Below are 13,975 nucleotides of genomic sequence, written 5' to 3' on the forward strand. Positions count from 1 at the left end.
CAGGAATGAAGACCGGCCTGCCTCAACAGGTGCCGATCACGTAGTAGTTCGGGCCCGTCTGCTTCAGCGTGGTCGTCACGTAGATGTTCCACAGGCCCATCGACTGGTTCGAGCCGTACGCATAGGTCAGGCCATACAAGGCATAGGCACGCCCGGCGATGGTGTGCGTGTAGTTGCTGGCGGTATAGCAGGTGCCGCCGCTGCCGCCTCCGGTGGTGGTGCCGGTGGCGGCCGACGACATGGTGCCTTCGACATTGCTCGCGTTCAGCGCGGCCACGGTCCAGCTGTAGGTGGTCGACGCGGCCAGGCCGCTGTCGGTGTAGCTGGTGGCGGTCACCGGCGAGGCGTTGACCTTGCTGCCGCCGCGGTACACGTTGTAGCCGCTGGCGCCGCTCACGGCGTTCCAGGCGATCACCATGCTGCTGGCGGTGGCGCCCGAGGTGCCCACGCCGGTGGGCGCCGGAAGGCCGCTGCCGCCCGAGGAGCCGGTGACGCGGTCGATCATCGCCTTCATCGCCGCCATCTGCGGACCGGACTTCTTCGCGTAGTTGGCGTTGTCGTAGCCCCACCAATCCCAGCAGCTGTTGGTGGCCGCCGTGCTGGTCTGCGGGTAGATCAGCACGATGTTGTTGGTGTCGGCCCAGCGGTTGTAGCCGGTCTTGCGCACGTACTGGTCGCTCACGTCGGTGTAGTTCTGCTTGCAGCCGTGCAGCACCAGGTGCACGCGGCACGAAGTGGTGGTGCAAGCCTGCGGCACGTAGATCCAGCCGGTGGCGGCCATGCCGTGGCCGCTGATGAACTCCGACTGGTTGAACTCGGTGAAGGTGCCGCCGAGCGTGCCGTTGTTGCGCGGGTTCAGCGGGCCGTAGAGCTGCGTGAGGATCTCGCCCGCGAGGTCGAAGCCGCAGTTGTTGATGTAAGGCGCGGCCGTGGTGCTGCAGGCGCTGCCGTAGTCGTCGGTGACCATCGCGTGGCCCGCGCCGATGTTGTTCTTGTAGGCGACGTTGGCCGCGGGCACGAAGCTCTGGTAGTAGGTCTTGAGGTCGTCCATCACCGGCTGCTTGACGGTGTTGTCCGAGGTGCCCGAGAACATGTACACCTTGGAGTTGCTCATGTTCGACACCGGGTCGATCGCGCCGCTGGCGGCCCAGCTGTTGGTGGTGCTCACGAGCGAGGACACCGGGATGCTGGTGCTGTGCGTCATGCAGCGCCCCGTTGCGTTGACCACAGAACCCTCGGCGCAGTAGTACGGGCCGCCCGCCACCACGCCGGCGCCGCGCTTGAAGGTGGCCGAATAGGCCACGTGCAGTTGCACCGCCATGAAGCCGCCGGCCGACAGGCCCGACACGCTCACCTCCGCCGGGTTGGCGCCGAGCGCAGGCAGCGGCACCGCCGCCTGCGCGGCGTGCGCCGCCACCGTCATTGCCGCGGCCGCGGCAAGTCCCTTCCAGTTCTTCCATTTCATCGCTGGCATCGCTGTCTCCTTGTGTTGTGGGTATCGAACGCTTGCTTTGCTGACTGACGAATCGAATCGGCCGTGGGAACAACACGCCGCCGCGAAAAGGCGCAGGCTGGCGCTTCGCCCGGCGGCCATCCGGGGCGAAACTGAAATTAATTCGAGGAACACCGCGGAACCGGCTTTGCCGGGCCGCAGGTGTTGCCCCCGGTAGGGGGTTGGCGTAGCGACACGAAGTGCGCGTAGCCTGGGGGCGAGTTCTTACCTCTTGTTCTTGATGGGGATGTCCATCTCTTCAGGCTTGATCTCGTGCACCAGCTCGGGCACGCCCCAGGCGAACGCCGGGTCGACCTTGATCTTGAAGTGGTACATCGACTGCATCGCCTGGTGGTCTTCCTTGCGGAAGGTCATCTTGCCCTTGGGGGTGTCGAAACTCATGCCTTCCATGGTGCTGATGAGCTTGTTGGTGTTGGTGTCGCCGTTGGTCTTCTTCAGCGCCGTCACCACCGCCATCGCGGCGGAGAAGCCGCCGGCCGTGAAGAAGTCCGGCGGCGTCTTGAATTCCTTGTAGTGCGCCGACACCATCGCCTCGTTCACCGGGTTCTTCGGAATGCCGAAGTAGTAGTAGGCAGCGCCCTCCATGCCCGGCAGCGCCTTGTAGGCGGCCATGGCCGGCAGGATGTTGCCGCCGGTGGCGATCTCGATGCCGTAGCGCTTGAGGTCGAGGTCGACGATCTTGAACGGGTTGCCCGCGCCGGCCCAGACGATCCAGATGATCTTGCGGCCCGGCTGATCCTTCAGCTTGTCGATCAGGCGCTGCGCGCCGGCCGTGAAGTCGGTGGTGGTGGGCGGCAGGTACTCCTCATGGACCAGCTTGGCCTTCTTGAGCGCGGCGCCGAAGGCCTTCACGCCGTCGCGGCCGAAGGCGTTGTCCTGCGCCAGCGTCGCGACGGTCACGCCGGGCTTGTCGACGGCCACCGCATTGGAGATCGCGTCCTGGCTCGAATTGCGGCCGGTGCGGAAGATGTACTTGTTCCACTTGTCGCCGGTGATCGAATCGGCCACGGCGGGCTCGACGATCAGGATCTTCTTGTATTCCTCGGCCACGGGCAGCATCGCGAGCGCGACGCCCGAGGCGGTCGGGCCGACGGCCAGCGCGGCCTTGTCGTCGGAATACGCGGCTGCCAGCAGCGACTTGCCGAGGTCGGGCTTGCCCTGGTCGTCCTTCTCGATGACCACGAGCTTCTTGCCGTTGATCGTCATCGTGCCGCCGGTGGCGTAGTCCAGGCCCATCATGAAGCCGGTCTGGGTCTGCTTGCCGTAGGCCTCCAGCGCGCCGGTCTTGCTGTAGATGTGGGCGATGCGGATTTCGTTGGACTGGGCCCATGCCGGGGCGGCTGCGGCACAGGTGGCGAGCGCTGCCAGCGCGACGAGGTGGCGACGGTTCATTCTTTGTCTCCTGAAAAAGGTGACTGAATATTGCACACTCCGTGCCATCCTCTAAGCCATTGATAACAAACGTTTCTTCATTCGGGAGAAACGCCGTCAGGCTGAATTCAGAACACTTGCATTGCCTGAATTTCAAACATTTGTCTGATTTTCAGTCAGGGTTTTCGCGGAGGCTCGGCGCTGCGCGATCCACTGCTCGAACTGGCGCTCGGCCTGCATGCGGAACTCGTTGCGCGCATGGTTGCACGCCGCGTGCGCCAGCCGACGGTGTTTCGATGAGCGAATGCCGCCGAAGGTCGAGTCGACGAGATGCTCGATGGTGGCGGACTCCGGCCGCCCCGCGGGCTCGTCGAAATCCATGGGCAGGCCGCACCAATGGCAGTTCGGCCCGAAGGTGGAGCGCAGTGCCTTGATGCTCACAGGCTCGCGTACTCCAGGACTTCCTGGCCCATCAGCGTGCAGTCGGCACCCGACACGAAGTAGATCAGCCTCATCCGATAGTTGCCCTTGTAGATCGATCCCCAGACCTCGAGCACCTTGAATTGCTGCTTGCTGTTCGCGGGATTGCGGATGGACGGCAGCTCCTTCACGTCGGGACTGATGCTGATGCGCTCGTCTTCGCCGAAATGGAAGGTCAGGAGTTTCTTCGCGCGGACGACTGCGTCGCTGGAGCACTGGGGTGCGGCGTTGGCGAAGCTGGCAACGGCAGCGTAGAGGGCGACACCCGCGACTGTTCGGGAGAAGGCTTTGTTCATCGGATTCCGGCGACGTTTGTTCGGGCGGCGAGTATCGCCCGACCTGCACGCGTCAGGACTGGCGCATGGCGAGCAACGGATTCACGCCGACCGCTCCTGGCTAGTCATCCGCTCGTACAAGGTCGCACGCGAAATCCCGAGCAGCCGCGCCGTCGCCAGCTTGTTGCCGCCGGTGGAGGCCAGCGCCGCCGCGATCGCCCTACGCTCCAGTTCGGCCACCTGCTGAGCCAGCGGGCGCAGCAACGCCGCTTCTTCGTCGGCATCGTGCGCGCTCTGCAAAGTGGCCGGCAGCTCGATCTGCTCCAGCCCGGCCTCGCGCAGGATGCGTTCGAGCTGCACGGCGTCGATGCGCTGCGAGTCGCTTCGCATGGTCACCTGCTCCAGCACGTTGCGCAGCTCGCGGATATTGCCGCGCCAGTGCTGGCCCGCCAGCAGTGCGAGCGCGTCGGGTGTCAGCTCGGGCGGAGCCTCGCCGCTGCGCAGTGCCATGTCTTCACCCAGTGCCTCGACCAGCGCGGGGATGTCCGCACGCCGTTCGCGCAGCGGCGGCACGCGCAGCGGCAGCACGTTGAGGCGGTAGTACAGGTCTTCGCGGAACTGGCCGCGCCGCACGAGTTCGGGCAGGTCGCGCGAGGTGGCGGCGATCACGCGCGCGTCGAAGGGCACGAGCTTGTTGGAGCCCAGCGGTTCGATCTCGCCTTCCTGCAGCGCTCGCAGCAGCTTGGCCTGCAGGCCCAGCGGCATGTCGCCGATCTCGTCGAGGAACAGGCTGCCGCCGTCGGCCAGCTTGAACTTGCCTTCGCGGCCCTTGCGGTCGGCGCCGGTGAAGGCGCCGGGCGCGAAGCCGAAGAACTCTGCTTCGAGCAGCGTGTCGGGCACGGCCGCGATGTTCACGCTGACGAACTGGCCCCTGGCGCGCGCGGACGAGGCATGAATGGCATGCGCCAGCAGTTCCTTGCCGGTGCCGGTCTCGCCCAGCAGCAGCACGGGGCTGGTCGACTGCGCCGCGCGCCGCGCATGCCGTTTCACCTCCACCGCGGCGGGGCTGCTGCCGATGAAGCTCGCGAAGGTGTACTTGGAACGCCGCTGCCCGTCGGCAGCATGCTGGTAGAGAGGGTTGTTGCGCTGGCTCGCGAGCTCGCGCCGCGCATCGTCGAGGTCTCGCTGCAGCAGCGCGAACTTGCTGATGAGCGGCTGCAGCGTGGTCTCGGGCTGGTCGAACAGCACGATGCCGATGGCGCCGATGACCTTGCCCATGCCGCCCTCGCCGCCCGCCGGCTCCTCGCGCAGCGGGATTCGGCTCACGACGAAGGTGCCGGCCTTGTTGGTCAGCAGGTCGACCAGTATGGGCTCGCCGGTCTCGAGCACGCGCCGCATCTGGGTGTTGGGAATCACGTCCTCCACCATGTGGCCCATGAACTCGTCGATGGACGAGAAGCCCAGTGCCGGCAGGAAGCGCCGGTAGCCCTCGTTCACCCACACGATGCGTCCGGTGCTGTCGACCAGGAACATGCCCTGGCTGATGCTCGAAAACAAATGAAACATCGAGCGCGCGGCAAGCGCGAGAATTCCTTCTGCGTCCAAAGGCAGCGAGGGCGTTGCGGTAGAGGGAGCGGCGGGCATGGCGGGATCGTAGCGCGCCCCGGTACGGAGCCGATGCAGGGCCGGCCCCGCACCCCTCGCCTTCAGCAAGCGCTCAGGTTCCTCGGCTTTCCGGAAGACCCTTCAGCAAACGTTAAGTAAATCAAACGTTTGATTTCGTACATGGTCTAATGCCGGCCATGAATGCGAGAGATCCGATCCCCCAGGCACCTCGCCGCGCACCGCGCGCAGACGGTGCCGAGGCACGCCACCGGCTGCTCCACACCGCGCTGCGGCTCTTCGCGCAGAAGGGGTTCGCCAAGACCTCCACGCGCGAGATCGCCCGCGAGGCCGAGGTCAACATCTCGGCCATCAGCTACTACTTCGGCGACAAGGAGGGGCTGTACGCGGCCACCTTCAGCGAGCCGATGGGCGGCGACTCCAGCGACCTCATCGCCGCCTGCAACGCGCCCGGCCAGTCGCTCGAGGAGACGCTGCGCACCTGCATGGTGTCGATGATCGACCCGCTCAAGCAGGGCGAGATCGTGCGCCAGTGCATCCAGCTGCACATGCGCGAGATGCTGGAGCCCACCAGCCGCTGGGCCGAGGAGCTGGAGCGCGACATCAAGGGGCCGCATCGCGCCATCGCCGACCTGCTGTGCCGCCACCTGAAGGTGGAGCGGGCCGACGACGACATCCACCGCCTGACCTTCGCGATCACCGGGCTGTCGATGCAGCTCTACGTGAGCCAGGACTTCATCGAGGCCATCCGCCCTTCGCTGCTGCGCACGCCGCGCGCCATCGATGCCTGGGCCGATCGCCTCACTGCCTATGCGCTGGCGCTGGTCGAGGTCGAGGCGACCCGCCGGCGCGCCGAGAGAAAGCAGAAGAAACAATGAGAAAACTCCGACTCGAATTGCTGGCCGCCGTCTGCCTGGGCATCGGCCTCTCGGGCTGCGCGCTGACGCGTCCGCCCGCGCAGGTCGAGGCGCCTGTGCCCGCGCAATGGCACGCGCCCCTGCCCCACGGCGGCTCGCTGGCCTCGCTGGCCGACTGGTGGAGCCAGCTCGACGATCCGCTGCTGGTCGAGCTGATCGCCGCCGCCGAGGCCGCGAGCCCCAACGTCGCGAGCGCCGCGGCACGCGTGGCCGAGGCACGCTTCACGCGCGTGCAGGCCGGCGCCGCGCTGCTGCCGAGCCTCGACGGCACCGCATCGGCCAGCCGCGGCCCCGTGGGGCTGTCCAGCGGAAGCTCGGGCAGCGGCAGCGGACTCTCGAGCAGCACGCCGATCACCACGCTGCAGGCCGGCCTGCAATCGAAGTGGGAGGCCGACCTGTTCGGCCGCCTGCGCGCCGATCGCGATTCCGCCGAAGCCAAGCAGAGCAGCGCCAATGCCAAGTGGCACGACGCCCGCGTCGCTGTGGCGGCAGAAACTGCCAACGCCTATTTCGCCGAGCGCGCCTGCCAGCAGCAGTTGCGCGTGTCCGAATCGGACGCACGCTCCCGCGCCGAGACATCGCGGCTCACCGATCTGTCGGCGAAGGCCGGCTTCACGGCACCTGCAGACGCGGCGCTCGCCCGCGCCAGCGCCTCCGACGCATCGGGCCGCCTCACGCAGCAGCGCGCCCAGTGCGCGGTGCAGCGCAAGGCGCTGGTCGCGCTCAGCGGCATCGACGAGACCACGCTCGAGCAGAAGCTCGCGGCCGCGCCGGCGCAGCGCCCGCTGCCGGCAGTGGGCAGCATCGCCAGCGTGCCTGCCGAGGCGATCTCGCAGCGCCCCGACGTGTACGCGGCCGAACTCGGCGTGGCTTCGGCCAGTGCCGACGTGGGCTCGGCCGAGGCTGAGCGCTATCCCAAGCTCACGGTGTCGGGCTCCATCGGCCGCACGCAGTACCGCGTGAGCGGCGTGCACCAGTCGCTCGAAACCTGGACGGTGGGCCCGATTGCGCTGACCGTGCCGCTGCTGGACGGCGGCTCGCGCAAGGCGAACGCCGACGCGGCCAAGGCGCGCTACGCCGAGGCCGTGTCGCTCTACCGGGCCAACGTGCGCCAGGCGGTGCGCGAAGTCGAGGAGGCGCTGGTCAACCTCGACGCGACCAACACCCGCACTGCCGACGCCGATGCCGCGGTGAAGAACTACCAGGCCTCCTTCGATGCCACGCAGGCGCGCTACAGCAGCGGCCTCGCCAGCCTGTTCGAGCTGGAGGATTCGCGCCGCACGCTGTTCACCGCGCAGACCGCGCGCGTGACGCTGCAGCGCGAGCGCACCGAGGCATGGGTGGCGCTGTATCGCTCGATGGGCGGCGGCTGGAACCGCCAGTCCGCCGCGGCACCCTCCTCTTCCGAATCGACCTCAATGACCACCACACCGACCGCCAAGGTCGCGACGTCGCCATGAAAACAATGAAGCGTTCCACCCTCGCCATCGCGCTGGCCGCGCTGGTCGTCGTCATCGCCGCGATCTTCTTCATGACGCGCGGCAAGCCGGCGGACAAGACCGCCGAACCCGCAGCGGCAGCCAAGGCCAAGGACGGCGCCGCCTCGCCCAAGCCCGCGCTGACCGTCACCGTCGCCAGGCCCGAGGCCACCGAGCTGATGCTCACGCTCGCGGCCAACGGCAACGTGGCCGCCTGGCAGGAGGCCGTGGTCGGCTCAGAGTCCAACGGCCTGAAGCTGGCCGAAGTGCGCGTGAACGTGGGCGACCTGGTGAAGAAGGGCCAGGTGCTGGCCGTGTTCTCGCCCGAGACGGTGCAGGCCGACATCGCGCAGGCGCGCGCCTCGCTGGCCGAAGCCCGCGCCACCGCGGCCGACGCGGCGGGCAACGCCGCGCGTGCGCGCACGCTGCAGGCCACCGGCGCGCTGAGCCAGCAGCAGATCAACCAGTACCAGACCACCGAGCAGACCGCCAAGGCACGCGTGGAAGCTGCCGAGGCCGTGCTGGCCGCGCAGCAGGTGCGCGGGCGCAACACGCAGGTGCTGGCGCCCGACGACGGCGTGATCTCCGCGCGCACCGCCACGGTGGGCAGCGTGGTGTCGGCCGGCACCGAGCTGTTCCGCCTGATCCGCCAGGGCCGCCTCGAATGGCGCGCCGAAGTGACCTCGGCCGAGCTCAGCCGCGTTGCCGTGGGTACCACCGCCTTCGTGGTCAGCGCCAGCGGCGCGCAGGTGCGCGGCAAGGTGCGCAGCGTCGCGCCCACAGTCGATCCGCAGACGCGCGCGGCGCTGGTGTATGTCGACCTGCCCAACGTGCAGCAGAACACCGGCATCAAGGCCGGCATGTTCGCGCGCGGCGACTTCGAACTGGGCCGCAGCACCGCGCCGACGGTGCCGCAAAGCTCCATCGTGCCGCGCGACGGCTTCAACAACGTCTTCCTGCTGAAGCCCGACAACAAGGTGTCGCAGCTAAAGGTGCAGACCGGCCGGCGCCTGAACGACCGCATCGAGATCACCAGCGCGCTGCCCGACGGCGCCCAGGTGATCGTGCAGGGCGCGGGCTTCCTCAACGACGGCGACCTGGTGCGCGTGGTGGATGCACCCGCACCCGCGCCCGCAGCCGCGGCGCAGCCGGCAAAGTCCGCGGCCTCCGCCGCCACCGCCCGGTAAGCAACGGCAGAAGAAATTCAAAGGAACACGCCCATGAACGTTTCCGCCTGGTCCATACGCAACCCGATTCCGGCGGTGATGCTGTTCGTGCTGCTCACCTTCGGGGGGCTGCTGTCGTTCAACGCGATGAAGGTGCAGAACTTTCCGGACATCGACCTGCCGACCGTCACGGTCTCGGCCTCGCTGCCCGGCGCCGCGCCTTCGCAGCTGGAGACCGACGTCGCGCGCAAGCTCGAGAACTCCATTGCCACGGTGCAGGGCCTGAAGCACATCACCACCAAGGTGCAGGACGGCGCCGCCACGCTGATCGTCGAATTCCGCCTCGAGAAACCCGTGCAGGAAGCCGTGGACGACGTGCGATCCGCCGTGCAGCGCGTGCGCGCCGACCTGCCGGCCGACGTGCGCGACCCGGTGGTCACCAAGCTCGACTTCGCGGCGCAGCCGGTGCTGGCCTTCACCATCGCCTCGTCGGCCATGGATGCCGAGGCGCTGAGCTGGTACGTCGACAACGACGTCACCAAGAAGCTGCTCGCCCTGCCCGGCGTGGGCGCCGTGAACCGCGTGGGCGGCGTCACGCGCCAGGTGCACATCGACCTCGACCCGGGCAAGCTGCAGGCGCTGGGCGCCTCGGCCGCCGACATCTCGCGCCAGCTGCGCCAGGTGCAGACCGAGAGCGCGGGCGGCCGCTTCGACCTGGGCGGCAGCGAGCAGCCGGTGCGCACCATGGCCACCGTGAAGTCGGCCGACCAGCTCGCCGACATGCAGATCGTGCTGAGCGACGGCCGCCGCATCCGCCTCGACCAGGTGGCACGCGTCAGCGACACCATCGCCGAGCCGCGCGCGGCCGCGCTGCTCAACGGCAAGCCGGTGGTGGGCTTCGAAGTGGCGCGCAGCCGCGGCGCCAGCGAGGTCGAAGTGGGCCACGCCATCATGAAGGCGCTGGCCGACATGCGCGCCTCCCGCCCCGACATCGAACTGACCGAAGCCTTCAACTTCGTCGACCCGGTGGAAGAGGAATACAACGGCTCGCTGCACCTGCTGTACGAGGGCGCCATCCTGGCGGTGGTGGTGGTGTGGCTGTTCCTGCGCGACTGGCGCGCCACCTTCGTCTCGGCCATCGCGCTGCCGATGTCGGTGATCCCTGCCTTCATCGGCATGCACCTGCTGGGCTTCTCGGTCAACGTGATCTCGCTGCTCGCGCTGTCGCTGGTGGTGGGCATATTGGTGGACGACGCCATCGTGGAGGTCGAGAACATCGTGCGCCACCTGCGCATGGGCAAGACGCCCTACCAGGCAGCGATGGAGGCGGCCGACGAGATCGGGCTGGCGGTGATCGCCACCACCTTCACGCTGATCGCGGTGTTCCTGCCCACGGCCTTCATGAGCGGCGTGGCCGGCAAGTTCTTCAAGCAGTTCGGCTGGACGGCCTCGCTCGCGGTGTTCGCATCGCTGGTGGTGGCGCGCGTGCTCACGCCGATGATGGCGGCCTACATGCTCAAGCCCGTGGTCGGCGCCGAGAAGGAGCCGGGCTGGCTGCGCTGGTACATGCGCGCCGTGGAGTGGAGCACGCACAACCGCTTCAAGACGATGGTGCTGGCCACCCTCTTCTTCTTCGGCTCGCTGGCGATGATCCCGCTGCTCAAGACCGGCTTCATTCCGCCGGACGACAACTCGCAGACGCAGATCTATCTCTCGCTCGCGCCCGGTTCCACGCTTGCGCAGACCACCGCGGCGGCGGAGGAAACCCGCAACCGCGTGATGAAGATCCAGCACGTGAAGAGCGTCTACACCACGGTGGCCGGCGGCAGCGCGGGCGGCGACCCGTTCGCGAACTTCGGCACGCCCGAGACGCGCAAGGCCACGCTCACCATCAAGCTCGACCCGCGCGGCGACCGCCCGCGCAAGCAGGTGATCGAGAACCAGATCCGCGCGGCGCTCGAGACGCTGCCCGGCGTGCGCAGCACGGTGGGCCTGGGCGGCTCGGGCGAGAAGTACATCCTGGCGCTCACGGGCGAAGACCCGGTGGCGCTGGCCAGCGCGGCGAGCGCGGTCGAGAAGGACCTGCGCACCATTCCCGGCCTGGGCAACATCACCTCCACCGCGAGCCTGATCCGCCCCGAGATCGCCGTGCGCCCCGACTTCGCGCGCGCCGCCGACCTGGGCGTGACCAGCTCCGCCATCGCCGAGACGCTGCGCGTGGCCACGCTGGGCGACTACGACCAGTCGCTGGCCAAGCTCAACCTGGCCCAGCGGCAGGTGCCGATCGTGGTGAAGCTGGAGGACTCGGCCCGCAAGGACATCGACCTGCTCGGGCGCCTGTCGGTACCGGGCACGCGCGGGCCGGTCATGCTGAGCCAGGTGGCCTCGCTGAGCATGGAAGGCGGTCCGGCCGTGATCGACCGCTACGACCGCTCGCGCAACGTGAACTTCGAGATCGAACTCTCGGGCGTGGGCCTGGGCGACGCGAAGGACGCGGTGCAGAAGCTGCCGTCGATCGAGAAGCTGCCGCCGGGCGTGCGCATCGCCGAGGTGGGCGACGCGGAAGTGATGACCGAGCTCTTCGCCAGCTTCGGCCTGGCCATGCTCACCGGTGTGCTGTGCATCTACATCGTGCTGGTGCTGCTGTTCAAGGACTTCCTGCACCCGGTGACGATCCTGTGCGCGCTGCCGCTCGCGCTGGGCGGCGCCTTCGTGGGCTTGCTGATCGGGCAGAAGGCGCTGTCGATGCCCTCGCTGATCGGGCTGATCATGCTGATGGGCATCGCCACGAAGAACTCCATTCTTCTGGTGGAGTACGCCATCGTGGCGCGACGCGACCACGGCATGAACCGCTGGGACGCACTGCGCGACGCCTGCCACAAGCGCGCGCGGCCCATCATCATGACCACGCTGGCCATGGGCGCGGGCATGCTGCCCATTGCGGTGGGCTTCGGCACGGCGGATTCGAGCTTCCGCTCGCCGATGGCGATGGCGGTGATCGGCGGGCTGATCACCTCCACCGTGCTGAGCCTGCTGGTGGTGCCGGCCGTGTTCACCTACATCGACGACATCGAGCACTGGATCAGGCGCACCGTGCGCAGGCTGCGCGGGCAGCCGGCCGATCCGCACATCGACGACGACCTGGTCGAGACGCCCGCGGCACCGAGCCGCTAGCGCGCCTCGAGGTTGAGCACGATCACGCCCGCGACGATCGCCGCCACTCCGGCGATCCGCGGCAGCGTGACGGGCTCGCCGAGCCAGATCATGCCGAGCACGGCGATCAGCACCGTGCCGCTGCCGGCCCAGACCGCATAGCTCAACCCCACGCCGAGCTCGCGCACCGCGAGCGACATGAGCCAGATCGCGGCGGCATAGCAGGCGCCGGTGACGACAGAGGGAACAAGGCGGGTGAAGCCCTCGGCAAACCGAAGGGCCATGGTGCCGGCGACCTCCGCCGCGACGCTCGCGGCGAGCAGGAGCCAGGCAAGGGTCTGGGGACTCACTGAATACCTCACTGCACTCCCCGCCGTACCGGGCGGAGAGTGCATGTGGGGAAAAGCGGTACCCAAAAACGAAAAAACCGGATGCTGACAGCATCCGGTTTCCCGATGATGACGAAGAAAAGACTCAGGCGTCCATCTGCGCCAGCTTTGCCAGCTTGCGTTCGCTCATGCGCTTGGCCAGGCGCGGGAGGATCAGCACGGCCACAACGATGACGATCAGCGTGATCGACATCGGGCGCTGGAAGAACACCGCCGCGCTGCCCTCGCCGATCGACATCGCGTTGCGCAGCTGCGCTTCGGCGAGCGGGCCGAGGATCATGCCGACCACCACGGGAGCGGTCGGGAAGTCGAAGCGGCGCATCACCACGCCCAGGATGCCGATGGCGTACAGCAGGAACAGGTCGAACGCGCTCTGGCGCATGCCGTAGGCACCCACCGTCGCGAAGATCAGGATGCCGGCGTAGAGCTGGGGCTTCGGGATCTTCAGCAGCTTGACCCACAGGCCGACCATCGGCAGGTTCAGCACCAGCAGCATCACGTTGCCGATGTACAGCGACGCGATCAGCGCCCAGACCAGCGCGGCCGAGGTGGTGAAGAGCTGCGGGCCCGGCTGGATGCCGTAGTTCTGGAACGCGCCCAGCAGGATGGCGGTGGTGTTCGAGGTGGGAATGCCCAGCGTGAGCAGCGGGATCAGCGCGGCCGTCACCGTGGCGTTGTTGGCGGCCTCGGGGCCGGCCACGCCTTCGATGGCGCCGGAGGTGCCGAACTCGGCCTTTGCTTCCGCGTCCTTCGCGAGCTTCTTCTCGGTGGCGTAGCTCAGGAAGGTCGGGATCTCGGTGCCACCGGCCGGGATGCAGCCGAAGGGCGTGCCGATGGCGGTGCCGCGCAGCCACGCGGGAATGGAGCGCTTCCAGTCGCGCTTGGTCATGTGCACGCGGCTGAGCTTGTTCTGGCCCTCGACCACCCGGCCTTCGTACAGCACGGCGTACAGCACCTCGGCCACGGCGAACAGGCCCACGGCCACCAGCACGATCTCGATGCCGTCGAGCAGTTCGGGAATGCCGCCGGTGTAGCGGCCCTGGCCCGAGATCTGGTCGAGGCCGATGCAGCCGGCCGCGAGGCCGACGAACAACGCCGTCATGCCGCGCAGCGTGCTCTTGCCGAGCACCGCGCTCACCGTGGTGAAGGCCAGCAGCATCAGCAGGAAGTATTCCGGCGGGCCGAGCTTGACCGCGAAGTCGGCCACGAAGGGCGCGAACAGCGTGACGATGACGGTGGCGATGGTGCCGGCCACGAAGGAGCCGATGGCCGCCGTTGCGAGCGCCGCACCCGCGCGGCCGCTCTTGGCCATCTTGTTGCCCTCCATCGCCGTCACCATGCTGGCGGTTTCGCCGGGCGTGTTCAGCAGGATGGAAGTGGTCGAGCCGCCATACATGGCGCCGTAGTAAATGCCCGAGAAGAAGATCATCGAGGCCGTGATGTCGACCTTGCCCGTGATGGGCAGCAGCATGGCCACCGCCACGGCCGGGCCGATGCCGGGCAGCACGCCCACGGCCGTGCCCAGGGCACAGCCGACCAGGCACCAGAGCAGATTGACGGGGGTGATGGCGGCCGCGAAGCCCGCCATGAGTGCGTTGAAGATTTCCATG

Annotated in this window: 11 protein-coding genes; 4 read left to right on the top strand and 7 right to left on the bottom strand. The window is 68.0% G+C overall.

Translation table 11 applies throughout. The features are described 5' to 3' along the window. Positions 1–22: 22 nt before the first annotated feature. The 5 genes from ABL840_RS23345 to ABL840_RS23365 all read right to left on the bottom strand — a co-directional run bounded on the left by ABL840_RS23345 (position 23) and on the right by ABL840_RS23365 (position 5,283). On the bottom strand, positions 23–1,474 hold the full coding sequence (locus ABL840_RS23345) for a fibronectin type III domain-containing protein (RefSeq protein ID WP_093202636.1): 1,452 nt from the start codon (positions 1,472–1,474) through the stop codon (positions 23–25). Positions 1,475–1,717: 243 nt separating this feature from the next. Beyond that, complete coding sequence (locus ABL840_RS23350; protein WP_093202639.1) at positions 1,718–2,905, bottom strand: substrate-binding domain-containing protein; 1,188 nt, start codon at positions 2,903–2,905, stop codon at positions 1,718–1,720. A 132-nt stretch (positions 2,906–3,037) separates the two neighbouring features. After that, positions 3,038–3,325, bottom strand: a complete 288-nt coding sequence (locus ABL840_RS23355; RefSeq protein WP_093202641.1) for a hypothetical protein — start codon at positions 3,323–3,325, stop codon at positions 3,038–3,040. Further along, positions 3,322–3,660 carry a hypothetical protein gene (locus ABL840_RS23360; protein ID WP_093306246.1) on the bottom strand — a complete coding sequence of 113 codons (339 nt, stop codon included), beginning with the start codon at positions 3,658–3,660 and terminating at the stop codon, positions 3,322–3,324. The genes ABL840_RS23355 and ABL840_RS23360 overlap by 4 nt, the downstream gene beginning before the upstream one ends. A gap of 81 nt (positions 3,661–3,741) precedes the next feature. After that, positions 3,742–5,283, bottom strand: a complete 1,542-nt coding sequence (locus tag ABL840_RS23365) for a sigma-54 interaction domain-containing protein (protein WP_093306425.1) — start codon at positions 5,281–5,283, stop codon at positions 3,742–3,744. A gap of 158 nt (positions 5,284–5,441) precedes the next feature. On the opposite strand from ABL840_RS23365, the gene ABL840_RS23370 reads away from it, so the two are divergent. The 4 genes from ABL840_RS23370 to ABL840_RS23385 are packed head-to-tail and all read left to right on the top strand — an operon-like array spanning position 5,442 to position 11,997. Beyond that, positions 5,442–6,140 (top strand): CerR family C-terminal domain-containing protein, encoded by a 699-nt coding sequence (locus ABL840_RS23370; protein ID WP_418115983.1) that lies wholly within the window; start codon positions 5,442–5,444, stop codon positions 6,138–6,140. Continuing rightward, positions 6,137–7,639, top strand: coding sequence for an efflux transporter outer membrane subunit (locus tag ABL840_RS23375; RefSeq protein WP_093306242.1), 1,503 nt, complete (start codon positions 6,137–6,139; stop codon positions 7,637–7,639). Before ABL840_RS23370 ends, ABL840_RS23375 begins: the two co-directional genes overlap by 4 nt. Continuing rightward, the gene (locus tag ABL840_RS23380) at positions 7,636–8,844 is read left to right on the top strand and encodes an efflux RND transporter periplasmic adaptor subunit (RefSeq protein WP_093306240.1); all 1,209 of its coding nucleotides are present in this window, start codon (positions 7,636–7,638) and stop codon (positions 8,842–8,844) included. The genes ABL840_RS23375 and ABL840_RS23380 overlap by 4 nt, the downstream gene beginning before the upstream one ends. Positions 8,845–8,877: 33 nt before the next feature. Next, positions 8,878–11,997 carry an efflux RND transporter permease subunit gene (locus ABL840_RS23385; RefSeq protein WP_093306239.1) on the top strand — a complete coding sequence of 1,040 codons (3,120 nt, stop codon included), beginning with the start codon at positions 8,878–8,880 and terminating at the stop codon, positions 11,995–11,997. On the opposite strand, the gene ABL840_RS23390 is transcribed toward ABL840_RS23385, so the two are convergent. Then, positions 11,994–12,326 carry a DMT family transporter gene (locus tag ABL840_RS23390; protein ID WP_126468404.1) on the bottom strand — a complete coding sequence of 111 codons (333 nt, stop codon included), beginning with the start codon at positions 12,324–12,326 and terminating at the stop codon, positions 11,994–11,996. The genes ABL840_RS23385 and ABL840_RS23390 overlap by 4 nt on opposite strands. Positions 12,327–12,450: 124 nt before the next feature. Beyond that, a complete protein-coding gene (locus ABL840_RS23395; RefSeq protein WP_093306237.1) occupies positions 12,451–13,974 on the bottom strand; it encodes a tripartite tricarboxylate transporter permease in 1,524 nt (507 codons plus the stop codon). Position 13,975: the final 1 nt, after the last annotated feature.

It is taken from the genome of Variovorax sp. NFACC27 (assembly GCF_048301545.1).
GTDB lineage: Bacteria > Pseudomonadota > Gammaproteobacteria > Burkholderiales > Burkholderiaceae_C > Variovorax > Variovorax gossypii.

Coding starts and splice junctions, on each gene's coding strand:
- ABL840_RS23380 (WP_093306240.1), top strand. CDS start 7,636: ATGAAAACAATGAAGCGTTCCACCCTCGCCATCGCGCTGGCCGCGCTG.
- ABL840_RS23375 (WP_093306242.1), top strand. CDS start 6,137: ATGAGAAAACTCCGACTCGAATTGCTGGCCGCCGTCTGCCTGGGCATC.
- ABL840_RS23395 (WP_093306237.1), bottom strand. CDS start 13,974: ATGGAAATCTTCAACGCACTCATGGCGGGCTTCGCGGCCGCCATCACC.
- ABL840_RS23385 (WP_093306239.1), top strand. CDS start 8,878: ATGAACGTTTCCGCCTGGTCCATACGCAACCCGATTCCGGCGGTGATG.
- ABL840_RS23360 (WP_093306246.1), bottom strand. CDS start 3,660: ATGAACAAAGCCTTCTCCCGAACAGTCGCGGGTGTCGCCCTCTACGCT.
- ABL840_RS23365 (WP_093306425.1), bottom strand. CDS start 5,283: ATGCCCGCCGCTCCCTCTACCGCAACGCCCTCGCTGCCTTTGGACGCA.
- ABL840_RS23345 (WP_093202636.1), bottom strand. CDS start 1,474: ATGCCAGCGATGAAATGGAAGAACTGGAAGGGACTTGCCGCGGCCGCG.
- ABL840_RS23370 (WP_418115983.1), top strand. CDS start 5,442: ATGAATGCGAGAGATCCGATCCCCCAGGCACCTCGCCGCGCACCGCGC.
- ABL840_RS23350 (WP_093202639.1), bottom strand. CDS start 2,905: ATGAACCGTCGCCACCTCGTCGCGCTGGCAGCGCTCGCCACCTGTGCC.